The following is a 23,295-nucleotide window of genomic DNA, read 5'->3' as shown; positions in this document are numbered from 1 at the left end:
TGCCCGTCCCCGCCCGCTCACCCGCTCACCCCGAGGACCGCTCATGGCAATGACGCCTGCGACCCAGCAACCGCCCGGCACCCCCCAGGCCCCCGACCACACGCGCGAACGCCGTCGTCTGCACACCAAGTTGAAGCTCGCCACCCAGATAGGCGAGGGCATCGACGGCTACATCATCGGCGGCATCGGCATGGCCATGACGGCCCTCACCGCCGACCTCCACCTCTCCACCCTCATGGAAGGCCTGGTCGGAGCGTCCCCGCTGATCGGTATCTTCGTCGGCGGTCCCCTCTTCGGCCGGCTCGCCGACCGCTTCGGGCGCCGCCCGGTGTTCCTCGCCGACATGGTGATCTTCCTGGTCGGCTCGGTGCTGCAGTTCTTCGTCACCGACGGGCTCCAGCTCTTCCTGATCCGGCTGCTGATGGGCGTGGCGATCGGCGGCGAGTACGCCATCGGCGCCCCGCTGCTCTCCGAGTACGCCCCCAGACAGGGCCGGGGCCGGCTGCTGGCCAGCCTGGAGATCAGCTGGTACGTCGGCTACGCGCTGGCCACGGTCGTCGGCGCCGTGTTCGCGAACGTCGACGGCGGCTGGCGCTGGTCCCTGGCCAGCAGCGCGGTCCTCGCGGTGATCTGCGTGTCGCTGCGGGGCGGCATCCCGGAGTCGGCCCGCTGGCTGCTGAGCAAGGGCCGCCGGGAGGAGGCCGAGGCGCTCATCGAGCGGTACGGCATCGAGATCGACGTCGACGCGGAACTCGACGAGCGGGCCGCGACCGGACAGGCCGGGTTCTGGGCGCTGTTCAGCAAGGAACACCTGCGCAGCACGGTGTTCGCGAGCGTCTTCTGGGCCGCGCTGGTGCTGCCGTACTTCGCCATCGGCACCTTCTGGACCCAGGTCTTCGACGCCCTCCACATGGGCGACAACGCCGTCGCGGCGCTGCTCGTCTACTCGTTCACCGCGGTCGCCGGTGTCACCGCCGGCTGTCTGGTCGTGGACCGCATCGGCCGCCGCAGGCTGCTGATCCCGCCGTTCTGGATCACCGCCGGCTGTCTGGCACTGGTCGCGGTGTGGCCGCACTCGACGCCCGTCATCGTGGCCGGCTTCCTGTTCTTCATCTTCCTCAACGCGGCCTCCAGCGCGCTCACCGCGGTCTACCCGCTGGAGGTGTTCCCGACCTCGCTGCGCGCCACCGGCGTCGGCTTCGCCACCGCGATGAGCAGGGTCGGCGCGGCCGTCGGCACGTTCCTGCTGCCGATGGGCCTCGACCGGTTCGGCGTGGAGTTCGTGCTGCTCATCGGGGCGGGGGTGCTCGCGGTCGGCGGCCTGGTCTCCCAGTTCCTCGCCCCGGAGACCACCGACCTGGACCTCGCGAAGGCGGCGCGCACGGCACGGGGGCCGGTGAGCGGCTGACACCTCCCGACGGCACGGAGGCCCCGTGGGCGAGCACCCGCGGGGCCTCCAGGCTGTCTCAGACCGTCGCCAGGTCGAACTGCTCCCAGGTCCCGATCGCCGTCCGGTTGGCGATCAGCGCGTCCGCACCGCCGTTCTCGGCGGTCACGTACTTGCCGTTGGCGGCGGCCAGCAGACTGACCGTGCCGTTGGAGTTCTTCACCAGCTGGAAGGTCTCGTAGCCGCCGATGGCCGTGCGGTTGGCGATCAGGGCGGAGGCGCCCGCGTCGTCCGCGCAGACGACCTGGCCGTTGGCCCGCGAGCGCAGCGCGATGTCGCCGTCGCCCAGGTCGATCTGGTCGAATCTCTCCCAGGTGCCGGCGGTGTCGCGGTTGGCGATCAGAGCGGCGGCGCCCGCGTTCTCCGCCGTCACGAACTTGCCGTTGGCGCGCGCCTTGAGGGTGACCGTGGCGGTGGCCGGGCTGCCGGCCGAGGTGCCGTTGACGTAGGGCTGGGTGGGGCGGGTGGCGGTCAGGGCCAGGCCGCCCTTGAGCATGCGGCCGCCGTCGCCGGTCAGGCGCAGGTAGTAGTCGGCGGAGCAGGCGGTGCCGTCCTCGTCGAGGGCGAGCAGCCCCGAGTCGGTCGGCACCCAGGCCTGTGACTCGGCGGTCTTGGCGATCTGGTTGCCCTCGTTGTACTCGTCGTACATGGAGATGTAGATGCCCTGCACCCCGGCCCGGACCATGTTGTAGAACTGCCGCCACATGAAGTCGCCGTGCGCGCGCTGGCGTTCGTTGACGTCGCCGGGCAGCACGCACGGCTGGTAGTCGATGCCGTTGGCGGCGCAGTCGGCGAGGTCCGGCACGGTCGCGTTGGTGTAGAAGTTGTCCGCGTCCGAGGAGTTGCCGATCCGGCCCACCATCCAGGGCGAGATCATGTTCAGCGCGTGGTACACGTCGGAGAAACCGGAGCGCGAGTCGCTCGTCCCGGTCCGCCACCAGGTCGGTACCCCGCCGATGACGTAACAGCCCTGGTCCTTGAACCAGTTGATGACGTCGAGACAGGCGTCCGCGCTGAACGCGTGCTTGTCATCGTTGAATCCGAAGCCCCAGATGCACACGACCGGCTTGCCGTTCTGCACCGCGTACGCCGAACTCGCCGTGTGCGCCGACATCTTGTTCGTCCAGTCGGTCTTGATCTCCGACTGCATGTTCGTCCAGCCGCTGACGTCGTACATGACGTAGAACTTCCGGCCGTACGCCTCGGCGGCGCTGCGCACCTTCTGCGCCATGTCGTCCCGCGTCGGGCCCTCGCCGCCGGTCGGGTTGAAGCGCTGGAGCGCCGCGGTGTCGATGCCGTACTGCTGCATCCACAGGAAGTGGGTGTTCACCGTCTGCTGGTCGTACGACGAGAACAGCCCCGGGGTGCGGCCGTTGCCGAAGTTCGCGAACGCGGTCGTGTACGTCTTCGTGTAGTCGCGGATGTCCGGCCAGGCCTTGATGCCGTTGTTGGACGGCGAGGGGGTCGAGGCGCTGTTGGGGGCCCAGTGCCACCAGGCGTTGATCGGAGCGCCGTCGCCCTTGCAGGCGAACCAGCCCTGGTAGCCGACGGTGACCTTGCCGACGACGTCACCGGGGGCGCTCGCGGTGGTGGCCGCCGACGCGGCGCGGGTGACGGCGAACGTGCCCAGCGCGGCGGCCGCGGTGCCGCCGGCGGTCGCGCCGAGCACCTTGCGGCGCGTCCAGGGGGAGGTGCGGTGGGACTTGGGCATGCGGGAACTCCGTGGGCCGGGGTGAAGAAGGGGGGAGGTGGAGCCGGGGGGATAGCTCAAGGCGTGAGTTAAGGGGTGATGTGGGTGGGGGGCAAGACGAGTGTGCAGCATGCGGGCCAGGCGCGGAATGGTCTAGTCCTGTTTTGAGGATGTCTTAAGGCACGTGTGAGCGTCATTAAAGGAACGGCTCGCAGGCTCGGTGGCAGCTACCTCCTACGAAGGGAACGCCATCATGGGCGCGTACGGCAGGAAATGGGTCATGGCCGCCGGGCTGACCGGTGCGCTGGTCGCCGTCACCCTGGGCGGCACGTCCGCCTCGGCGGCTCCCGCGGCCGGTCCCGCGGAGGGCGGTGCGACCGGCATCGTCGACTCCACGTCCTCGTCCGGCTTCACCCTGACGACGGCGACCGGCGTCAAGGTGACCGTGGACGAGACCTCGGCCACGAAGACCGTCGGCGGCCCGGCCAAGGCCGTGAAGACCGGTGCGAGCGTGCTCGTCCTCGGCACGGTGGACAGCGCGACCGTCACGGCGACCCGGGTCGTCGTGCAGCGCCACGGCGACGGCGGAGCGGCGGCCGCCCAGGCGGCCGGAGTGATCCCCTTCCAGCAGGGGACCCCGTCACCGGACAAGTCGGTCGGTCGGATCCCCGACTACACCGAGGGCGAAGGGACGATCATCGGCGGCAGGACCGCGGACAAGGCGGTCAAGGCCGCGCAGGCCGTCGTCCCCGGCGGCATCGACGACCGGGTCGTCCAACTGGCCGACGGCGAGTACGAGGTGCACAACATCAGCGTCAACTGGCCGCACCATGTGTTCGTCAGCAAGGACTTCGAGGTCGTCGGGTACGAGTAGGCCACGGGCCCGCGCTCGGCCGCGGCTACGGCTTCCGGGTGAGCGCACCGGCGCCCGCGCCCAGCCAGCTGCCCAGCCGGAGCCCGGCATGCCCCCCGGCCGATCCCGCGCACATGATCAGCAGCGTCAACGCCGCGCACAGACGGGTGCGGAGCGGGACTCTCGTGCCCACGAGTATGCCCACCCAGGGAATGCCACGGTCCAAGGGTGCCGCACAGTGGCAGACCCGAGGGACGGCCCGGCGGCATAAATCCCTGCCGGCGCCGCGCGGATGCCGTACGGTAGAGATACCGACGCGGGGTGGAGCAGCTCGGTAGCTCGCTGGGCTCATAACCCAGAGGTCGCGTGGTTCAAATCCCGCCCCCGCTACCAACATCCGGCCCCCGGCGACATTTCGTCGCCGGGGGCCGGAGTCGTTCGGCAGCAGGGCTCCAGGTCGCACGCCGTCGCCAGAAGTATCCGGGTGCCTTCGCACCTCAACAGAGCCGGCGTTGACCAGCGCCAGGATGTCCCACCGGGCGGTAGGCAGCGAGGTCGCCGTCGGGAACGGGGGCGGGCCTGCCGGTGAGTGTGCCCGGCAGCGAGGTGAAGCGAGAGATCACGGCTTCAGCGCCACGGCTCCCAGCTGGGGTACGACCGTGGGCTCTTCGCCGGGTTCCGGCCGCCACAGCGAGCAGGACACGAGCCCGGGCTCCAGGAACGTGAGCCCGTCGAAGTACTGGGCGACCTCCTCGCTGCTGCGGGCGGTGACCGGCGGTTTGGCGTTGGCGTTCCAGAACTCCATCGCCTCAAGCTGGAGGTCGCCGCCGAGTTCGGGCTCCGTGGTGGGATGGGTCAGTACGAGGAAGCTGCCGGGGGACAGCGCCTCCACGAGCCGACGTGCGATGGCCCGTGCCTCGTCACCGTCAAGGACGAAGTTGAGGATGCCGAGCAGCATGAGTGCGGTGGGCTTGGTGAAGTCGAGTGTCCGTCCGGAGATGCGCAGAATCGTGTCCGGGTCGTGCACATCGGCGTCGATGTAGTCGGTGGCGCCTTCCGGGGCACTGGTCAGCAGGGCGCGGGCGTGCGAGAGCACGATGGGGTCATTGTCGACGTACACGATCCGCGCCTCGGGGGCGATCCGCTGGGCGATCTCGTGGGTGTTCTCCAAGGCCGGCAGGCCGGTGCCGATGTCGAGGAACTGACGGATGCCGTGCTCCTCTGCCAGACAGCGCACGGCGCGGCCAAGGAACTCCCGGTCGGCGCGCGCGATGTCGCGGATGACGGGGATCATTCCGGCAACGTGATCGCCTACCTGCTGGTCGACCGCGTAGTTGTCCTTGCCGCCCTGCCAGTAGTTCCACACGCGAGCGTTGTGCGCCGTCCCAGTATCGAGTCGCTGCACTGCGGCGTCGGCGCTCTGGTTATCGCTCACGTCTTCCTCTCCTCGCACGCCCAAGGACCGCATGAAATAGGGCACTTGCGGTCACGGCTGCGTCATGGCACATCGGTGGGCGCCATTCTGCCGCACGCCGCCATCGTCGCGTCCCGGAACAGGTGGGCCGGAGGAGACCCGGGTCTACGGCGCTCTGCTTGCGGCTGTCGCCACTTGGGTCGGTCTGCCCCTGCCGGACGATGAGATCCACCAGGCGTCCTCGTGATCCGCTCCCGGCCGGCCAGCTGATGCGGAACTCGGCTCACCCTGGGGAAGGTCGTGCACCCTTCCGGGGGAGCGGGCCCGCGAGCCAGTAGTCAACGGCGACCTGGGTACCGAAGGTTGAGCCGCCGGCGAACCCTCGTGGAGTGGCCGGACTGGCTGGCCTAGGCCACCTCGTCGCCACCTGCACAGTCGCCTGAATGCTGTGTATTGCCTCCAGCCACGGGCCCAGGATCTCACTGTCTTGCGTCCTTGACCTCGTCGTCTGTCCAGTGCGCCGAGGCTTCGTGCCCTTCTTGTGATGGGCGGGACGGCTGTGACAGCGGCTAACAAAATGGGCGCCTGGGCCTGCGCTTACAGGTAATCCGGGTCGCCGTCGGCGAAACCGTGTCAGGGAGCTCTCCAACAGCTCCAGAAACTGCCGTAGGTCATCGGGACCTTGTCGAGCTCCGGTTCGTCCAGCGACGCCGTCCGCGTGCGGTAAATCGCCCCATCAGGCCCTGCGACATAGGTCAGGCCGCCGCCGTTCGAGCCGACGACCAGGCCATGGGCCTTTTGATCTGTGCCGACGTCGACAACGCCGTACTCCTGGGGTCGCAGCAGGACGCCACTGGCCGGATCGAGGAAGTAGCCGTTGCCGACGTCCGCCCAGGTGACATCGCCGATGCTGTCGTGGCTGGAGCTCTCGTTACGGGAGCAGCAAGTGTATTTGGGCCGCTCAGACTGCAAAGGCGCAACGTCGAACAGCAGTACGCGGTCGATCGTCGCACGTCTGATGATGCGCAAGTTCTGCGCCTGCAGGTCGGCCGGTCGCACACCTGCAGCGGGCCGTTGGACGAACTCCTCGTCGAATGGCACCGCGACAACGGCGAACCGGGCACCACCCAGAGCAACCCCGAGGACCCGATGCCGCGCTGAACTAGTCGAACTGGCTCGGCAGCGGTGCCGGGGTCTTGCCGGACAGGACGTCCTTGAGGCGCTGGGCGCCGGTCTGCACGGCCAGTGCGGTGCTGTCGTGGTCGACACCGGACAGGCCGCCGTTGGTGACCGCCGCCCCGGATGCGCCGATGCGCAGCACCGCCACGTCCGTGGTGTAGGTGGCGGACTGGCCCTGGACGTTGCCCTGGACGGTCACCGTCAGGGCCGCGCGCGCGTCGCCCGACTTCGGCACCTTCGCCGAGACGACCTGCACGGTCCGCTTGCCACCGTCCTTGCCGGTGGCCGTGAACTGGTCGCACTTGTCCGGCAGGGTCTTCAGCCAGGCCAGCGTGGCGTCCAGGTTCGCCGAGCCGTAGTCGCCGACCTGGTACAGCATCCGGGAGTCCTCGGAGGTGAACCCGCGCAGCCCGGAGGCGCCGGAGGCGCGGCCGAGGAGGCTGTCGGAGTAGAGGCCGTCCAGGAGGCGCTGGCAGTCGGCGGCGGCGGACTTGGCGGTGAGGAAGTCGGCCACGTCGACCTTGCCGACCAGCATCGAGTTGCGCCAGGTCGCCGCGTCTTTGGCCAGCTGCCAGTTGTCCTCGATGTCGGCCGGTGTGATCAGCGCGGCCTGCGCGCCCGCCCTGGTGAGGGCGCGGGTCGCCGACGGAGACGCGGGGGAGCGCTCGCCGGCCGGCGAGACGGCCACGGCCTTGAGGCTACCGCTCCCGTCCGTGCAGGCCGCCGTGGCGAGCAGGATCCCCGCCGCCAGGGCCGAGGCGAGAACACGCACGGGTCGGGACGGACGGATCATCGCGACTGCCTCCTCGGGAACGCGGTCCGTCACTCCGCGGGGCGGCGGTGCTGCGGCACTCCGCGGGCGACGGCGGTACGTCCCTCCACGCCACCATCCGGCACGGCCGACGACCACCCGCGCGTGCCATCCGGGTGAGCGTCACGACCCGGGAGCCGTGATCCGCACCTTCCGGCTGCCGCAGCGCGGGCACACCGCGTCGGCGAGCGGCGACCGCACGGCCCGGCCGGCCTCGTCGACGTACTCCAGGGTGCTCTGCAGGTCCGGGTCGGCGATCGGGTCGGTGAAGAACACCGCCTGGAAGGCCGCCTCCCAGGCCTTGCCGCACCGCCCGCAGCTGAACGCGAAGGTCTCGGGCACGGCACCGGGCACGGGCCCGGGACCCGGGGGCTCGCTCATCGCATCCGGCTCCTGTCACTCGGCCCGCGTCTCCAGCGGACCGCGGCTCCCGCCCGGCGGCAACCCGGGGCCGGGTGTCCCAGGCGTGGACGCCCCCTTGACGGCACGCGGAGGCCGATCGACACTCCAGGTGGGAATCCTAGTGAAAAGGTAGGGAAAGATGGGTCGGCTGCGCACGGTCACCGGCAGACAGCGCCGAGGGAACCGTACGCCCGGCCCCGTCCCGCTGCTCACCTCCCGCCTGCACATCGACCTGCAGCGTGTGTGCAGCGCCATCAGCCGCAGCGCCATCAGCCGCACCGGCTGAGCCCCCGCTCCCGGCCGTACCAGCCGCACCGGCCGGGTGCCCGCCGTCGGCCGCACCCGCCGAACGCCCACCCGCCGACGAACGCTTCCGCCGCGCGTACGTCCGCGCGTCCGCACCCCCGGGGAGACGCATGTCCATCACTCCGCTCGCCGCCCTCCCGTCCGTCCGGACCACCCCCGCCTTCCGAGGGCGCATCGGCCGGGACGCGCGCAGCGGCCACTACGCCGTGCCGCGCCGCTACCGGCTCCACCTCGCCACCGCCTGTCCCGACGGCCTCCGCATCGCCGTCGGCCACAGCCTGCTGGCCCTCGACGACTGTTGTCCGGTCACCTATCTGCCCGCCGTCCCGGACTGTCCGGACGGCAGCCACACGGCGCTGCGCCCGCTGTACGAGGCGAGCGCCCACCACTACTCGGGACCGGCCCTCGCACCCGTGCTCAGCGACGACTGGTCCGGCCGCATCGTCTCCACCCACAGCCGGGACATCCTGCGCGACCTGGACCGCCACTTCGGCGACGGCGCCACCCGGCTGTACCCGTGCGGTGCCGAGGCCGAGATCGAGGCCGTCGAGCGGCTGTGCGCCGAGGGCATCGAGCAGGCCGCGCAGCGCGCCGGGCGCGTGGGCGGCGACCCGGAGGCGCTGGAGGTGCTGCTCGCCGCCCTGGACGAGCTGGAGTGCCGGCTGACCGGGGCGGAGTTCCTTGTCGGCGGGCAACTCACGGCGGCGGACGTCGAGTTGTGGGTGGCCCTGGTGCAACTCGACACCGTGCACCGCAACCACCTGGACGCCTCCGCCGTGCACCGCATCGCCGGCCATCCGGTGCTGTGGGCCTACGCCCGCCGGCTGGCCGCGCACCCGGCCTTCGGCGCCCACCTCGACCTCGACGGCATCGCCCGTCGCCACCACGGCCGTTGCCAGGGCCTGGAAGCCGCCGGTGCGGCCGTCCAGATCCTGGACTGGGCGGGCCACGCGGCGGACGCTCCCGGCGTTCCGCGCAGGTGAGAGCGGCCCGAACCGTTTCGCCAGTCGGACAGGCGTTGACATTCGTTCGGGCAACTGCGTTACTTACGGACCAGAACGGTCAAGAGCGTCAGCGTCAAGCCCTGGCTTGCTGACCGGCAACCCTCGCATCGCGGTGGGGTGCCCCAGGTGACGACCGGACCGATGACGTTTCGGCAAGCGACGATTCGGTAAGCGCGAGGCCCCCCGAGGGCCAGCACGACAGTGACAGGTGACGGACATGTACGCAGCCTCCAGGACGGCCGAGCGCCGCACCTCGGGCTGCGTACGCCCGTATCCGAGCCCGCTCGTCGCCGACCGTGCCGTCGATCTGCTCCGTGTCAACAGCGCCCTGTGTAGCGCGTGTACCGCACCGGGCTGTGCCCGCTGTCGGGTCTGACCAGGCTTTTCCGCCGGCTTCCCGCAGCTTCGCGCCTCAGCGTCCCCGTCGAAACACCGGTCGCCCGGTGTGCCGCCGTCCGCCCAGCCCCCCTGCCCCGCGCGCCCCCGTGCACCGTGCCGCCCGCCCGCATGCGGCCCGGTCGTACGGTCCCGGCCGTGGGGCCCGGGGTGTCCGACTCCGCCGGAGCCCGCCATGACCGAACCCCCAGGCACCGTGTCCCTCGCCGAGGCACCGCCACCAACTGACGATACGTCAAAACCCGTCAAAACCCAGCGGGTTCAGCCGTTGCGCCGCCCCGGCCGGTGGATCGCCACCGCCGTCGTCCTGGTGGTCGTCGCGCAGTTCGCACACGGACTGGCCACCAACCCCTTCTACCAGTGGGACCGGTTCCGCTACTGGTTCCTGCGGCCCACGATCCTCGACGGGCTCGTCATCACCCTCGAAGTCGCCGCGCTCAGCGCCGTGCTGGGCCTCCTCGGCGGCGTCGTACTGGCCGTCGCCCGGCTCTCCGGCAGCCCCGTGCTGCGCGCCGTCAGCTGGACCTACACCTGGCTGTTCCGCTCGATCCCGCTGATCGTCCTGCTGATCTTCCTCTACAACTTCTCGGCCCTGTACCAGACGTTGAGCCTGGGTGTGCCCTTCGGCCCGTCCTTCGTCAGCTTCGACGAGTCGAAACTCGCCACCGACATGGTGGTCGCCGTGGTCGGCCTCAGCCTCAACGAGGCGGCCTACGCGGCCGAGGTGGTGCGCGGCGGCATCCTCTCCGTCGACCAGGGCCAGCACGAGGCGGCCGCCGCACTCGGCCTGCCCAAGAGCTACCAGTTCACCCGGATCGTCTTCCCGCAGGCCCTGCGCTCCATCGTGCCGAACTACGTCAACCAGCTCATCGGGCTGATCAAGGGCACGTCCCTGGTGTTCTACGTCTCGCTGCTCGACCTCTTCGGCTCGGTGCAGTCCATGGGCAGCACCTACCCCGGCGACATCGTGCCGCTGCTGCTCGTGGCCACCGTCTGGTACCTGATCCTGACCAGCGCCGTCTCCGTCGTCCAGTTCTACGTCGAGCGGTACTTCGCCCGCGGCGCCACCCGCACGCTGCCGCCGACCCCCCTCCAGAAACTCCGCACCGGCCTCGGCGACCTGCGGGAACGGATACGCCGGGAGGCCGCCGCATGACCACCGCACCGGACCTCGCGCCCGCCGCCCTGGAGATCCACGACGTCCACAAGTCGTACGGCGCCCATCGCGTCCTCGACGGGGTCGACCTGACCGTCCGCCCCGGCGAGGTCACCGTCATCCTCGGCCCGTCCGGCTCCGGCAAGTCCACCCTGCTGAGGGTGATCAACCACCTGGAGAAGCCCGAGACCGGCTACGTCAGCGTCGGCGGCGAACTGGTCGGCGTGAAGCGCCACGGGGACCGGCTCAAGGAGCTGAGCGAACGCGCCATCCTGGCCCAGCGCAGCCGGATCGGCTTCGTCTTCCAGAACTTCAACCTGTTCCCGCACCTGACGGTCCTCGACAACGTCGCGGCCGCCCCCGTCGCCACCGGAAAGCTGACCAGGCCCGAGGCCCAGCAGCTGGCCAAGGAACTCCTCGAACGGGTCGGCCTCGGCGAGCGCGTCGGCGCCTACCCGCGGCAGCTGTCGGGCGGCCAGCAACAGCGCGTGGCCATCGCCCGCGCCCTGGCCCTGCGGCCCGGCATCATCCTCTTCGACGAACCGACCTCCGCGCTCGACCCCGAGCTGGTCGGCGAGGTCCTCGCCGTCATCAAGGACCTGGCCTCCGGCGGCACCACCCTCGTGATCGTCACCCACGAGATCGGCTTCGCCCGCGAGGTCGCCGACCGGATCGTCTTCATCGACGCCGGAAGGATCGTCGAACAGGGCCCGCCCGCCGAGATCCTCGACAACCCGCGGCACGAACGGACCCGGGACTTCCTCCGCAAGGTCCTCTGAACCACACCCCTTTCACTGGAACCACCCCCTCTTTCCCTTGAACCACCCCCCCTTTCACTTGTCACTGAGACACGAAGGACAGCCATGCCCACGCTCCTCTCCCGACGCAGCCTGATCCGCGGCCTCACCACGGCGACCGCCGTAGCGACCCTCGCCACCGGGCTCGCCGCCTGCGGGGGCGACAGCGACGCCGCGACCACGACCGACAGCGCCAAGAGCGGCGAGGTCGTCATCGGACAGGTCTCCAACGGCGCCGCCCAGCAGACCACCGTCAAGGTCTCCGAGGTCAAGTCCATCAGCGCCGAACTGCCCGCCTCCGTCCGCAAGAGCGGCAAGCTCGTCATCGGCGAGGGTGTCCTGCCCGCCGGATTCCCGCCGCTCGCCTACGTGGGCAGCGACCAGAAGACCCTCACCGGTTCCGAACCCGACCTCGCCCGGCTGGTCGCCGCGGTCTTCGGCCTCACGCCCGAGCTGAAGAGCTTCACCTGGGAGAACATGTTCGTCGGCATCGACAGCGGCAAGGTCGACGTGGCCCTCTCCAACATCACCGACACCGAGGAGCGCAAGAAGAAGTACGAGTTCGCGTCCTACCGGCAGGACAACCTCGCCTTCACGGTCCCGAAGAAGAGCACCTGGAACTTCGACGACAACTACGAGAACCTCGCCGGCAAGACCGTCTCCGTCAGCGCCGGCACCAACCAGGAGAAGATCCTCCTGGAGTGGAAGGCCAAGCTGGCCAAGGAGGGCAAGAAGGTCACGGTCAAGTACTACCAGGACAGCAACAGCGTCTACCTGGCCCTCAACAGCGGCAAGATCGACGCCTACCTCGGCCCCAACCCCGGCATCGCGTACCACAACAGGCAGACCGCGAACACACCCAACGCCACCCGCACCGCGGGTACCTACTCCGGCGCGGGCGCCAGCCTCCAGGGTCTGATCGCGGCCACCGCGAAGAAGGACAGCGGCCTTGCCAAGCCGCTCGCCGACGCCATCAACTACCTGATCAAGAACGGTCAGTACGCCAAGTGGCTGGCCGCCTACAACCTCTCCAACGAGGCCGTCGCCAAGTCCGAGGTCAACCCGCCCGGACTGCCGCTGGACAACTCCTGACCCATCGTCAGGGAAGAACGCCACCATGACCGTTGAAGCATCCCTCGGCGTCCTGGACAACGCCGTCTGGTCCGCGCTCGCCGGTCCGCACGCGCACCTCGCCGAGCGCTTCGGCCGGGCCGCCCGCTACCCCGACGACATCTACGCCTACGCCGCTCTCTCCGACCCCACCGACCCGGAGGCCTGGGCCGACCTGCACACGCTCGTCGGCCCCGGCACCACCGTGAAGATCAAGCCGGTCGAGGAAGCACCGCCCGGCTGGGAGGTGGTCGGCGGCGGGGTGGGCGTCCAGTTCGTCGACACCGGGCTGCGGGCCGAACCCGACCCGGAGGCGGTCCGGCTCGGCTCGTACGACGTGCCCGAGATGCTGGACCTGGTGGCCCGCACCGAGCCCGGCCCGTTCCGCAAGCGGACCGTCGAGATGGGCGCCTACCTCGGCATCCGGCACCGGGGACGGCTGATCGCGATGGCGGGCGAGCGGCTGCGGCTGCCCGGCTGGACGGAGATCAGCGCGGTCTGCACCGACCCCGGGCACCGGGGCCGGGGTCTGGCCACCCGCCTGGTGCGCGCGGTCGCCGTCGGCATCCGGGACCGCGGTGACACCCCGTTCCTGCACGCCGCCCCGGGCAACGCCACGGCGATCCGGCTGTACCAGTCCATCGGCTTCACCGAGCGGCTGCGCACCCGCACCCTGCTGGTGCGCAGCCCGGGAACAACCGCGAACGCCGGGCTGTTGTGAGTCACGACGAGATGTACACGGAGCGGGCTGGGAGGTGCGGGACATGACACGTGTCCTCAGCCCCAGCCGCCGTACCGTCCTGCACTCCCGGCCGCACATCGACCTGGTGCGCGTGGCCGGCGCGCTCTGTTGTTCCTGACCCGTTGTCCTCGCCGCGCCCCTCTCCTCGGCGCGCCCCCGTACGGACCTCCAGGAAGGCACCACTGTGTCCTCATCTCCTTCATCTCCTTCATCTCGTTCTCCCCTGCATCTCGCCGTCGCCCTCGACGGCACCGGCTGGCACCCCGCCTCCTGGCGCGAGCCGGTCGCCCGCCCCCGCGACCTGCTCACCGCCGGCTACTGGGCCGGCCTGGCCGCCGAGGCCGAACGCGGTCTGCTCGACTTCGTGACCATCGAGGACGGTCTCGGCCCGCAGTCCTCGCACTTCCTGGAGCCGGACGAGCGCACCGACCAGGTGCGCGGCCGCCTCGACGCGGTGCTCATCGCCGCCCGGATCGCACCCCTCACCCACCACATAGGTCTGGTGCCGACGGTGGTGGCCACCCACACGGAGCCGTTCCACATCTCCAAGGCGATCGCCACCCTCGACTACGTCAGCACCGGCCGCGCCGGGCTGCGCGTCCAGATCACCGCCCGCCCGAACGAGGCCGGCCACTTCGGCCGTCGTACGATCCCGAAGATCGAGGCCTACGACAGCCCGGTGGTGGCCGACCTGTTCGACGAGGCCGCCGACTACGTGGAGGTAGTGCGCCGCCTCTGGGACAGCTGGGAGGACGACGCCGAGATCCGCGACGCGGCCACCGGGCGGTTCGTCGACCGCGACAAGCTGCACTACATCGACTTCGAGGGCCGCCACTTCAGCGTGAAGGGCCCCTCCATCACCCCGCGCCCGCCGCAGGGCCAGCCGCTGGTCACCGCGCTCGCCCACCAGACGATCCCGTACCGGCTGGTGGCCCGGCAGGCCGACCTCGGCTACGTCACCCCGCACGACACCGGTCAGGCCCGCGCGATCGTCGCCGAGATCCGCGCCGAGCAGGCGGCGGCCGGCCGCGCCGCCGAGCCGCTGCACGTCTTCGGCGACCTGGTGGTCTTCCTCGACGACACCGAGACCCAGGCGGCGGCCCGCCGGGAGCGCCTCGACGACCTGGCCGGGACGCCGTACACGAGCGACGCCCGGATCTTCGCCGGTACCACCACCCAACTCGCGGATCTGGTGGAGGAGTTCGCGGCGGAGGGGCTCACCGGCTTCCGGCTGCGGCCCGCCGTCCTCGGCCACGACCTGCCGCGCATCACCGAGGGCCTGGTACCCGAGCTGCAACGCCGGGGCCGCTTCCGGACCGCCTACGAGGCCGACACCCTGCGCGGACTCCTCGGGCTCGCCCGCCCCGCCAACCGCTACGCCGCTGCCTGAGCCGGAAGGGACCGCACCCGACATGAGCAAGCCCCTGAAGCAGATCCACCTGGCCGCGCACTTCCCCGGCGTCAACAACACCACCGTGTGGAGCGACCCGGCCGCCGGCAGCCACATCGAGTTCAGCTCCTTCGCGCACTTCGCGAAGACCGCCGAACGCGCCAAGTTCGACTTCCTGTTCCTCGCCGAGGGCCTCAGGCTGCGCGAACAGGGCGGAAAGATATATGACTTGGACGTCGTGGGCCGCCCGGACACCTTCACCGTGCTGGCCGCGCTGGCCGCCGTCACCGAGCACCTCGGGCTGACCGGCACCATCAACTCCACGTTCAACGAGCCCTACGAGGTGGCCCGCCAGTTCGCCAGCCTCGACCACCTCTCCGGGGGCCGGGCCGCCTGGAACGTGGTCACCTCCTGGGACGCCTTCACCGGCGAGAACTTCCGGCGCGGCGGCTACCTGCCGCAGGACGAGCGCTACTCCCGCGCCAAGGAGTTCCTCGCCACCGCGCACGAGCTCTTCGACTCCTGGCGCGGCGACGAGATCCTCGCCGACCAGGCCACCGGCACCTTCCTGCGGGACGCCAAGGCCGGCTCCTTCGTCCACCAGGGCGAGCAGTTCGACATCCACGGGCAGTTCAACGTGCCGCGCTCCCCGCAGGGCCGCCCGGTGATCTTCCAGGCCGGCGACTCCGACGAGGGCCGTGAGTTCGCCGCCGCCGGCGCCGACGCGATCTTCAGCCGGTACGCCACCCTCGAAGGCGGCCAGGCCTTCTACACGGACGTGAAGTCCCGGCTCGCCAAGTACGGCCGTACGCCTGACCAGTTGCTGATCCTGCCGGCCGCCAGCTTCATCCTCGGCGACACCGACGAGGAGGCGGCAGAGCTGGCCCGCCAGGTGCGCCGCCAGCAGGTCAGCGGGGCCACGGCCCTCAAGCACCTGGAGTTCGTCTGGAACCGGGACCTGTCGTCGTACGACCCCGAGGGCCCGCTGCCCGAGATCGATCCGGACGTCAGCGCGGAGCACATCTCGCGCGGCCGGGCGCAGGTGCGGATGTACCGCGACCCGCTGGCCATCGCCCAGGAGTGGCGGGAGCTGGCCGCCGCCAACAAGTGGTCGATCCGCGACCTGGTCATCGAGACCGGCAACCGACAGAACTTCATCGGCACCCCGGCCACCGTCGCCCGCACCATCAACGAGTACGTCCAGGCGGACGCCAGCGACGGCTTCATCCTCGTCCCGCACATCACCCCCGGCGGCCTCGACGTCTTCGCCGACAAGGTCGTACCCCTCCTCCAGGAACAGGGCGTCTTCCGCACCGACTACGAGGGCCCCACCCTGCGCGACCACCTGGGCCTCGCGCACCCCGACGCACCGCGGGGCGAGCGGGTGGCGTCGTGAGATTCCTGGCGATCACCCTGATCGTGCACCGCCCGGATCCGGTCACGGGGAGACAGAAGTCCACCCACGAACGGTTCCGGGAGGTCCTCGACAACGCCGTGCTCGCCGAGGAACTGGGCTTCGACGGGTTCGGGGTGGGGGAGCGGCACGAGCGGCCGTTCATCTCCTCCTCGCCGACGGTGGTGCTCAGCCATGTCGCCGCGCTCACCCGGCGCATCCGGCTCTTCACCGCCGTGACCACGCTGAGCCTGCTGGACCCGGTCCGCGCCTACGAGGACTACGCCACCCTCGACCACCTCTCCGAGGGCCGCCTCGACCTGATCATCGGCAAGGGCAACGGCACCGCCCAGCGCGAGCTGTTCCATGTCACGCCCGAGGACCAGTGGGACCGCAACGCCGAGAGCTACGAGGTGTTCCGGCAGCTGTGGCGGCAGGACAAGGTGACGGCGAAGACCCGGTTCCGGCCGGAGCTGACGGACGCCGAGGTCTGGCCGCGCCCCTACCAGCGGCCGGTACGGGTCTGGCACGGCAGCGCCACCAGCAAGGAGTCCGTCGACCTCGCCGCCCGCTACGGCGACCCGCTGTTCTCCGCGAACGTCACCAACCCCATCGAGCCCTATGCCGAGTTGATCCACCACTACCGGGAACGCTGGGAGCACTACGGCCACGACCCGGCGGACATCGCCGTCGGCGCGGGCACGGCGGGCCTCCTGGTGGCGCCCACCACCCAGCAGGCGCTGGCCGCCTACCGCCCGGTGTTCGAGGCGAACCTGGCCTTCTTCCGGCGGGCCGGACTACCGGTGGTCTTCGAGACCCTGGAGGACTTCGTCGAGCGCAGCTCGGCGCTGATCGGCAGTCCGCAGCAGGTCATCGAGAAGGTGCACCGCTACCACGAGCAGTTCGGGCACACGGTCCTGCACCTGCACGCCGACGCCGGCGGGCTGACGGACACCCAGCACCGCGACTCGCTGGAGCTGTTCCAGTCGGCGGTGGCCCCGGTCCTGCGCAAGGACATCCCCGACCCACCGTTCCCGTGGGCACCCGTCCTCCCGGCCGCCGAGGAGCCCGCACATGTCTGACATCCCGCTCGGAGTCCTCGACCTGGTGCCGGTCCCGAGCGGTGCCACCGCCGCCGACGCCCTGCGCAACTCCATCGAACTCGCGCAGCGCACCGAGGAGTTCGGCTACTCCCGCTACTGGTTCGCCGAGCACCACCTCAACCCGGGGGTGGCCGGCACGTCCCCCGCGGTCGTCCTCGCGCTCACCGCCGCCGCGACCTCCACCATCCGGCTCGGCTCCGGCGCCGTACAGCTCGGACACCGCACCGCGCTCGCCACCGTCGAGGAGTTCGGCCTCCTCGACGCCCTGCACCCGGGCCGCCTCGACCTGGGCCTGGGCCGCTCCGGCGGCCGCCCGCCGGGGGAGAAGACGACCGCGCCGACGGCGACCCCGGTGGTCGACGGCCGGGCCCCCAACGGCCTGGTCATCCCGCCCCGCTTCTCCTTCGCCCGCCTCCTCGGCTCCCCGCGGATCGCGCTCCACCGCAAGCTGCTCCAGCTCCCGGGCGCCGAGTCCCAGGACTACGCCGAACAGATCGACGACATCCTCGCGCTGCTCGCCGGCACCTACCGAACCGAGGACGGCGTGGAGGCGCACATCGTCCCGGGCGAGGGCGCCGACGTCGAACTGTGGATCCTGGGCAGCAGCGGCGGCGAGAGCGCCCAGGTCGCGGGTGCCCGAGGCCTGCGCTTCGCCGCCAACTACCACGTCAGCCCGGCCACGGTCCTGGAGGCGGTGGACGGCTACCGGTCGTACTTCCAGCCCTCGGACGTCCTCGACAAGCCGTACGTCAGCGTCTCCGCCGACGTCGTGGTCGCCGAGGACGACGCCACCGCCCGCGAACTCGCCACCGGCTACGGCGCCTGGGTCCGCAGCATCCGCACCGCGGAGGGGGCCATCCCCTTCCCCACCCCCGACGAGGCCCGGGCCCACGTCTGGACGGACGAGGACCGGGAGCTGGTCCAGGACCGCCTCGACACCCAGTTCGTGGGCAGCCCGCAGCACGTCGCCGACCGCCTGGAGCAGCTCCGGGAGGCCACCGGCGCCGACGAACTGCTCATCACCACGATCACCCACGACCAGGCCGACCGGGTCCGCTCCTACGAACTCCTCGCGGCGGAATGGCGTCGGCGCTGAGGCTCACACCTGCGCGGCCACCAGCTCCAGCAGCCGGTGGCCCGCCCGGTTCGAGAACCACTCGGCATGGCCGACGTAGTACTCGTACGCCAGCCGGGCGTTCTCCCGGGACCGGGTGACCCCGTGGAAGTAGTCCAGCTCGGACAGGGCGAACTCGGCGTGCACGAGCGGCAGGAGGGCGGGCAGCGCCGCTGATTCGGCGGCGGTGAGCGGGCGCACCGACTGGTATCCGTGCAGCAGCCCGATCGCGTGCTTCTCCTGGACCGGGCGGTCGGGGTCCAGCCACTGCACGGTGTTGCGTTCCAGGGCCGTGGCCAGGTCGTGGACCGCGGTGGTGCGGTCGCTCATCCCGAAGTCCAGGACCGTGGCGACCTCGCCGTCCTCGCCCCACAGGAGGTTGGAGGCGTGCCAGTCGTTGTGGGTCCACAGGGGGCTGAGATCCGGGAGGTGCGGGGCCAGGCGCTCGTGGAGCGGGAGCAGCACGCGGCGGGTGTCCTCGTGCCAGGGAAAGTCCGCCAACGCCTCTGCCAGCCGGGGACGTCCGGCCGTGTACGTGTTCAGCGCGGCCCAGGGGTCCGAGGCCGCGAACACCGTGAACGAGGCGACCAGCGGCTGCGGTGACCGGCGCGGTGCCGCGAAGCCCTCCGCCGCCAGGTGCAGCCGGGCCAGCGCCTCGCCCGCCGCCCGGGCATGGGCCGTACCGCGGAACGGCGACCAGGACAGCGCGTCCCGGTACAGGTCCGTTCCCCTCCCGGCCGAGTGCACCTCGTACGTCCACTCGCCGCGCTCCACCGCGTCCAGGACCTCCACCACCGGCGCGCCGCGCTCCCGCAGATGGCGCAGGAAGGCGTGCTCCTCCGCCAGGCCCCGCGGGGTGCGTACGGAGACGTGGTGCCGTTTCACGAACAGCCGCCGCCCGTCCCGTTCCACGACGGCCGCCGCCGACAGCGGACGCGGGCTGCGCCACACCACCCGGGCCGCGCCGGTCACGGCGGTCACCTCGGCGTCGGTCAGCGGCGGCCAGTCCGGCTCGACCGGTTCGGTGCCCAGACCGTGGGCGAGATGCGCGGTCACGGAGCCGTCACCGCCGTCGTCCCCCGCAGGGCGTCCAGGATCCGCCGTTCCGTCGCGGCGAACTCCGGCGCCGTGAAGTCGTCGGCGCCGCGCGGGCGGGACAGCGGGACCTCGACGCGGTCGACCACGGTGGCCGGGCGCGGGGACAGGACGTGGACGGTGTCGGCGAGCAGCACCGACTCCCGGATGTCGTGGGTGACCAGGATGATCGTCCAGCGGTGGCGCTGCCACATGCCGGCCAGCCACAGCTGCATCTCGGTGCGGGTGAGGGAGTCCAGCGCGCCGAACGGCTCGTCGAGCAGCAGCACAGGCCGCTCCAGGACCACCGTGCGCAGCAGCGCGGCCCGCTGCCGCATGCCTCCGCTGAGCTGGGACGGATACGCCTGCTGGAAGCCGTCGAGGCCGAAGTCGGCGAACAGCGCACCGGCCCGCGCCCGCGCCTCCTTCTTCCGCACGCCCTGCGCCTCCAGGCCCAGCGCGGTGTTGTCGAGGACCGTCCGCCAGGGGAACAGCAGGTCCTTCTGCGGCATGTAGGCGACCTTGCCGGACTCCACCCCGGCCGGCTCGTCCTCCACCAGCACTCGTCCGGAGGTCGGCCGGTCGAGCCCCGACACCAGGTTGAACAGGGTGCTCTTGCCGCTGCCGCTGGGCCCGATGACGGCGGCGAACTCGCCGGGTTCCACGGTGAGGTCGAGGTCGCGCAGGACGTCGAGGTCCCCGAACGACTTGCTCACCCGCTCGACACTGAGACCGCTCATGGCCGCCGCTCCTTCCGTTCCCAGGGCAGCACCAGCCGCTGCAGCAGATAGGTCGCCCCGAACAGCGCGATGCTCAGCGCGGCCGTCACCGCCACCGCCGCGAAGACGAGGTCGGTCCGGAACGCGCTCTTCTGGGCCTGCATGTAGATCCCGAGCCCCGACTCGGCGCCCGCGTACTCGGCGAACACCGCGCCGACCACGGCGTAGGTGATGCTCACCCGCAGCCCCGCGAAGAAGTACGGCATCGCGCTCGGCACCCGCACCAGCCGGAACGCCCGCCACCGCCCGGCGCCGAGCGAGCGCAGCAGCCGCATGGCCTCCCGATCGGTCGCCGCGAAGCCCGCGGCCAGGTTGGCGGCCAGCGGGAAGAACGTCGTCAGCGTCACCACCAGCATCTTCGGCAGCAGCCCGAAGCCGAACCAGATGATCAGCAGCGGGGCGACCGCCACGATCGGGATCGTCTGGGATGCGACCAGCAGCGGGTACAGGCCCCGCCGGGCGGCGGCGGAGAAGTCCAGCACCACCGCCACCAGCCAGGCCGCCGCGAACGACAGCGCGAACCCGAGCAGCGTCTCCTGGAGCGTGGGCAGCGTCTGGTCCCACAGGTCCTGACGGTTCAGCCAGCCCTGCTCGGCCACCCGGGCGGGGGAGGGCAGCGTGGTCGGATCGACACCGGCCGCCGTCACATACAGCTGCCAGCCGCCGACCACCACGGCGAGCACCAGCAGGGGCGGCCACAACGACCGCAGTACGGGCCTCACTTGGTGTCCGGGAGGTAGGCGTCGGTGAAGAACGTCGAGGTGTCCGGAGCCTTGGAGAGCTTCTTGCCGTTCGCGTCGACGAGCAGCCCCGCGTCGTACTCGAAGTCGGCGAAGGCCTTCCAGCGCGCGGCGCTCTGGGTGCCGGTGGTGCCGTCGGCGCCCTTGTAGTACTCCTTGGCCAGCAGCTCCGCACTCTCCTTCACCAGCTTGGTGTTGGTGAGCACGCTCTTGTTGGCGGCGATGAGCAGGTCGGCGGCCCGGTCGGGGTTCTCGGCCGCGTACCGGTAGCCCTTGTCGACGGCCGCGAGGAACTTCTTCGCGACTGCCGGGTTCTGCTTCAGGAACTGGTCGGAGGACGCGATCAGGGTGGAGTAGATCGCCGGGAAGCCGTAGTCGGAGAGCTGGAAGTCCTTGAGCGGCTTGCCGCTGAGCTTCGCCTCCAGGCCTTCCCAGGTCGGCATCGGCATCGCGAAGTCCGCCTTGCCCGCGTACAGCGCCGCGTAGGCCGAGGTGTTGAGGGTGACCTGCCTGAAGTCACCCGTGCCGCCCGCGTTCTTGATCACCTTCTGGAGCAGCGGCTTCTCGTAGGGGGCGCCGAACCCGGCGTACGTCTTGCCGTCCAGGTCCTTCGGCGAGGTGATGTCGGTGCGGTCGGCGCGCACCGAGACGGTCACGTCCGTCTTCTGGGTGACGGCGTAGACGGAGGTGATGTCCTGGCCGGCGGCGCGGGCCGTGGTGACACCCTCCTGGTAGGAGATGCCGAAGTCGGCCTTGTGGTTGGCGATCAGGGTCTCGGGCGCGGTCGAGCCGTAGGGGATGATCCTCAGGTCGATACCGGCGTCCTTGAACCAGCCCTTGGCCTGGGCGACGTAGATGCCGGTGTGGTTGGTGTTGGGGGTCCAGTCCAGGGCCAGGGTGACGGTGGTGGTGCCGTCCTTGGCGGCGGCCGAGGAGTCGGCGTCGGCCGAGCAGGCGGTGGTGACGGCGAACAGTGTCGTGGCGGCCAGGGCCGACAGCGCGGTGCGGCGGAGCATGCTGGAGGGGTCCTTCGTACGGGGAGGGGAGTCGGGCGGCTGAGTGGGGCGGTCAGGCCCGACACAGCGCGCTGTCCACCCGCTTGAAGTCGACGGCGAGCCGCCGGGTGAGCAGAGTCATGCGGTCACGTCCAGCAGGCTGTTGGTGAAGGACCGGTTCCAGTCGTGGTCGTGCGCGATGGCACCGTTCTCGGCCAGCCAGTGCGCGTAGGGACCCATACGGCTCTCGTCGATCACACCCCAGCGCCCCCGCGGATCGGTCCAGGTGGGCGCGATCAGGGCGAGGGAGCGGGCGATGAGCGGGCGTGGGAAGTACGGGATGACCCGCTCCAGCATCTCCAGGGTGGCGTCGGGCTCCCCGGCGGCGGTGGCGTATCCGCGGGCCGTCACGGTCAGGAAGTCCCGCACCAGGGCCGGCTGCTCGTCGCGCAGCCGCTCGCTCGTGCCGAGCAGATAGCTGTGGTAGCGGGGTGCGCCGATCTCGTCGACCGGCCAGGTCAGGCGCCGCCCTTCGGGCAGGTCGCCGCGCAGGGCGTCCCAGGACCAGTAGTTGCCGAAGGTCGCGTCCGCCTCGCCCGCCTCGATGTCGTCCACCGTCAGCTCGCGGGCGCCCGCGTCGACCGTGATCACCGCGTCGGGGTCGCCGCCGTCCGCCGCCACCAGATGGCGGACCATGGCCCGCCCGCGCGGGGTCGGGTTGAAGGCGAGCCGGCGGCCGGCCAGGTCACGGGGGCGGTTGATGCCGGTCGAGGTCGTGGTCTGGATCGCCTCCAGCCCACGGTGGTTGATCGCGGCGACCGCGACCAGCGGCTGGCCGAGCGCCGCCCGGCGGTCGAGCAGCCGGTTCGGCGGGAAGATCCCGAAGTCCACCTCGCCCCGGGCCAGGTACTCCAGCGTGTCCCCGCGCCCCGGATCCTGCACCACCAGCTCGACGTCCAGCCCCTCGGCCGCGTACCAGCGGCGGGCACGGGCGACGTAGAGACCGGCGGAATTGGGCCATGGATGGAAATAGTCGAGCATGACCCGTATGTGCGACATGGGGGTACTCCGAAGATGGCGTGCGCGGGCGCGCGAGGGTGAGCGGGGTGCGGGAGGTGGCGGTCAGCGGGACCGGCGACAGCAGGTGCGACAACAACAGGAGCGGGCAGCGCGGTCAGGCACCGGGGACTGCGGCTCTACTGCTGTGGACACGTGGACTCCTACGCGGGGCGCAAAGCGCTGCTGGTGCGGTCGGCGTCCCCATGGGGACCGCGCGCGCTCGGCGAACGGATCCCAGACGCCCTCTCAGCCCGGTCGGGGAGGGGCTCCCGCGTAGATGGCCGAAACCATAACCGCAGCTCCCGTATGCCGCGCAAGCCGCGTCCGGAATGTGGGACGTC

24 protein-coding genes, 1 tRNA gene and 1 riboswitch are annotated in these 23,295 nt (G+C 70.9%); of the genes, 14 read left to right on the top strand and 11 right to left on the bottom strand.

Features of this window, described 5'->3' with window-relative positions; translation table 11 throughout:
- Nucleotides 1–43: 43 nt before the first annotated feature.
- On the top strand, nucleotides 44–1,408 hold the full coding sequence (locus ACZ5K7_RS11860; protein WP_351703381.1) for an MFS transporter: 1,365 nt from the start codon (nucleotides 44–46) through the stop codon (nucleotides 1,406–1,408).
- A gap of 58 nt (nucleotides 1,409–1,466) precedes the next feature.
- Here the strand turns inward: ACZ5K7_RS11860 and ACZ5K7_RS11855 are convergent, their stop codons facing one another.
- Nucleotides 1,467–3,158: a DUF7910 domain-containing protein gene (locus ACZ5K7_RS11855; protein WP_468912741.1), complete on the bottom strand. Its 1,692-nt coding sequence runs from the start codon at nucleotides 3,156–3,158 to the stop codon at nucleotides 1,467–1,469.
- Nucleotides 3,159–3,390: 232 nt separating this feature from the next.
- On the opposite strand from ACZ5K7_RS11855, the gene ACZ5K7_RS11850 reads away from it, so the two are divergent.
- Nucleotides 3,391–4,011, top strand: coding sequence for a hypothetical protein (locus ACZ5K7_RS11850; RefSeq protein WP_351703387.1), 621 nt, complete (start codon nucleotides 3,391–3,393; stop codon nucleotides 4,009–4,011).
- A 25-nt stretch (nucleotides 4,012–4,036) separates the two neighbouring features.
- Here ACZ5K7_RS11850 and ACZ5K7_RS11845 read toward each other — a convergent pair whose 3' ends face one another.
- Entirely contained in the window at nucleotides 4,037–4,195 is a 159-nt protein-coding gene (locus ACZ5K7_RS11845; RefSeq protein WP_468912738.1) for a hypothetical protein, read from the bottom strand.
- Nucleotides 4,196–4,305: 110 nt separating this feature from the next.
- Between ACZ5K7_RS11845 and ACZ5K7_RS11840 the strand changes: the two genes are divergently transcribed.
- Nucleotides 4,306–4,383 (top strand) — tRNA-Met (locus ACZ5K7_RS11840).
- Between the two features lie 226 nt (nucleotides 4,384–4,609).
- Here ACZ5K7_RS11840 and ACZ5K7_RS11835 read toward each other — a convergent pair.
- From ACZ5K7_RS11835 to ACZ5K7_RS11820, 4 genes are all read right to left on the bottom strand, one after another.
- A complete protein-coding gene (locus ACZ5K7_RS11835) occupies nucleotides 4,610–5,425 on the bottom strand; it encodes an SAM-dependent methyltransferase (RefSeq protein WP_468912736.1) in 816 nt (271 codons plus the stop codon).
- A gap of 612 nt (nucleotides 5,426–6,037) precedes the next feature.
- Nucleotides 6,038–6,505 (bottom strand): hypothetical protein, encoded by a 468-nt coding sequence (locus ACZ5K7_RS11830; protein ID WP_468912734.1) that lies wholly within the window; start codon nucleotides 6,503–6,505, stop codon nucleotides 6,038–6,040.
- A 61-nt stretch (nucleotides 6,506–6,566) separates the two neighbouring features.
- Nucleotides 6,567–7,376 carry a hypothetical protein gene (locus ACZ5K7_RS11825; RefSeq protein ID WP_468912732.1) on the bottom strand — a complete coding sequence of 270 codons (810 nt, stop codon included), beginning with the start codon at nucleotides 7,374–7,376 and terminating at the stop codon, nucleotides 6,567–6,569.
- A gap of 141 nt (nucleotides 7,377–7,517) precedes the next feature.
- Complete coding sequence (locus ACZ5K7_RS11820; protein ID WP_351703399.1) at nucleotides 7,518–7,775, bottom strand: RlpA-like double-psi beta-barrel domain-containing protein; 258 nt, start codon at nucleotides 7,773–7,775, stop codon at nucleotides 7,518–7,520.
- 160 nt (nucleotides 7,776–7,935) lie between these two features.
- Between ACZ5K7_RS11820 and ACZ5K7_RS11815 the strand changes: the two genes are divergently transcribed.
- The 11 genes from ACZ5K7_RS11815 (at nucleotide 7,936) to ACZ5K7_RS11765 (ending at nucleotide 18,289) form a co-directional block, all read left to right on the top strand.
- A complete protein-coding gene (locus tag ACZ5K7_RS11815) occupies nucleotides 7,936–8,082 on the top strand; it encodes a putative leader peptide (protein WP_450972621.1) in 147 nt (48 codons plus the stop codon).
- A 130-nt stretch (nucleotides 8,083–8,212) separates the two neighbouring features.
- Nucleotides 8,213–9,085: a glutathione S-transferase C-terminal domain-containing protein gene (locus tag ACZ5K7_RS11810; RefSeq protein ID WP_468912729.1), complete on the top strand. Its 873-nt coding sequence runs from the start codon at nucleotides 8,213–8,215 to the stop codon at nucleotides 9,083–9,085.
- A 77-nt stretch (nucleotides 9,086–9,162) separates the two neighbouring features.
- Nucleotides 9,163–9,286, top strand: a riboswitch (SAM riboswitch).
- 391 nt (nucleotides 9,287–9,677) lie between these two features.
- On the top strand, nucleotides 9,678–10,658 hold the full coding sequence (locus ACZ5K7_RS11805) for an amino acid ABC transporter permease (protein WP_468912727.1): 981 nt from the start codon (nucleotides 9,678–9,680) through the stop codon (nucleotides 10,656–10,658).
- A complete protein-coding gene (locus ACZ5K7_RS11800) occupies nucleotides 10,655–11,437 on the top strand; it encodes an amino acid ABC transporter ATP-binding protein (RefSeq protein ID WP_351703410.1) in 783 nt (260 codons plus the stop codon). Before ACZ5K7_RS11805 ends, ACZ5K7_RS11800 begins: the two co-directional genes overlap by 4 nt.
- An 84-nt stretch (nucleotides 11,438–11,521) precedes the next feature.
- Nucleotides 11,522–12,547, top strand: coding sequence for an ABC transporter substrate-binding protein (locus ACZ5K7_RS11795; protein ID WP_351703413.1), 1,026 nt, complete (start codon nucleotides 11,522–11,524; stop codon nucleotides 12,545–12,547).
- 25 nt (nucleotides 12,548–12,572) lie between these two features.
- Nucleotides 12,573–13,286 (top strand): GNAT family N-acetyltransferase, encoded by a 714-nt coding sequence (locus ACZ5K7_RS11790; RefSeq protein WP_468912724.1) that lies wholly within the window; start codon nucleotides 12,573–12,575, stop codon nucleotides 13,284–13,286.
- A gap of 43 nt (nucleotides 13,287–13,329) precedes the next feature.
- Nucleotides 13,330–13,425, top strand: a complete 96-nt coding sequence (locus tag ACZ5K7_RS11785; protein WP_351703418.1) for a putative leader peptide — start codon at nucleotides 13,330–13,332, stop codon at nucleotides 13,423–13,425.
- A 66-nt stretch (nucleotides 13,426–13,491) separates the two neighbouring features.
- Nucleotides 13,492–14,697, top strand: coding sequence for an LLM class flavin-dependent oxidoreductase (locus tag ACZ5K7_RS11780; protein ID WP_468912722.1), 1,206 nt, complete (start codon nucleotides 13,492–13,494; stop codon nucleotides 14,695–14,697).
- 22 nt (nucleotides 14,698–14,719) lie between these two features.
- Nucleotides 14,720–16,093 carry an NtaA/DmoA family FMN-dependent monooxygenase gene (locus tag ACZ5K7_RS11775; RefSeq protein WP_468912720.1) on the top strand — a complete coding sequence of 458 codons (1,374 nt, stop codon included), beginning with the start codon at nucleotides 14,720–14,722 and terminating at the stop codon, nucleotides 16,091–16,093.
- A complete protein-coding gene (locus tag ACZ5K7_RS11770) occupies nucleotides 16,090–17,172 on the top strand; it encodes an LLM class flavin-dependent oxidoreductase (protein ID WP_468912718.1) in 1,083 nt (360 codons plus the stop codon). Before ACZ5K7_RS11775 ends, ACZ5K7_RS11770 begins: the two co-directional genes overlap by 4 nt.
- A complete protein-coding gene (locus ACZ5K7_RS11765; RefSeq protein ID WP_468912716.1) occupies nucleotides 17,165–18,289 on the top strand; it encodes an MsnO8 family LLM class oxidoreductase in 1,125 nt (374 codons plus the stop codon). Before ACZ5K7_RS11770 ends, ACZ5K7_RS11765 begins: the two co-directional genes overlap by 8 nt.
- Nucleotides 18,290–18,292: 3 nt before the next feature.
- Here ACZ5K7_RS11765 and ACZ5K7_RS11760 read toward each other — a convergent pair whose 3' ends face one another.
- The 5 genes from ACZ5K7_RS11760 to ACZ5K7_RS11740 form a co-directional block, all read right to left on the bottom strand.
- Nucleotides 18,293–19,363 (bottom strand): phosphotransferase enzyme family protein, encoded by a 1,071-nt coding sequence (locus ACZ5K7_RS11760; protein ID WP_468912714.1) that lies wholly within the window; start codon nucleotides 19,361–19,363, stop codon nucleotides 18,293–18,295.
- On the bottom strand, nucleotides 19,360–20,121 hold the full coding sequence (locus tag ACZ5K7_RS11755; RefSeq protein WP_468912711.1) for an ABC transporter ATP-binding protein: 762 nt from the start codon (nucleotides 20,119–20,121) through the stop codon (nucleotides 19,360–19,362). The genes ACZ5K7_RS11760 and ACZ5K7_RS11755 overlap by 4 nt, the downstream gene beginning before the upstream one ends.
- Complete coding sequence (locus tag ACZ5K7_RS11750) at nucleotides 20,118–20,882, bottom strand: ABC transporter permease (RefSeq protein ID WP_468912709.1); 765 nt, start codon at nucleotides 20,880–20,882, stop codon at nucleotides 20,118–20,120. Before ACZ5K7_RS11750 ends, ACZ5K7_RS11755 begins: the two co-directional genes overlap by 4 nt.
- Nucleotides 20,879–21,916 carry an ABC transporter substrate-binding protein gene (locus ACZ5K7_RS11745; protein WP_468912707.1) on the bottom strand — a complete coding sequence of 346 codons (1,038 nt, stop codon included), beginning with the start codon at nucleotides 21,914–21,916 and terminating at the stop codon, nucleotides 20,879–20,881. The genes ACZ5K7_RS11750 and ACZ5K7_RS11745 overlap by 4 nt, the downstream gene beginning before the upstream one ends.
- Before the next feature lie 117 nt (nucleotides 21,917–22,033).
- Nucleotides 22,034–22,954, bottom strand: a complete 921-nt coding sequence (locus tag ACZ5K7_RS11740) for an ABC transporter substrate-binding protein (RefSeq protein WP_468912704.1) — start codon at nucleotides 22,952–22,954, stop codon at nucleotides 22,034–22,036.
- Nucleotides 22,955–23,295 lie beyond the last annotated feature (341 nt).

The sequence above is a fragment of the Streptomyces sp. NPDC031497 genome (assembly GCF_055580905.1).
Note: the sequence above shows the minus strand (reverse complement) of the source record. Positions and strands in the feature narration are given on the sequence as shown.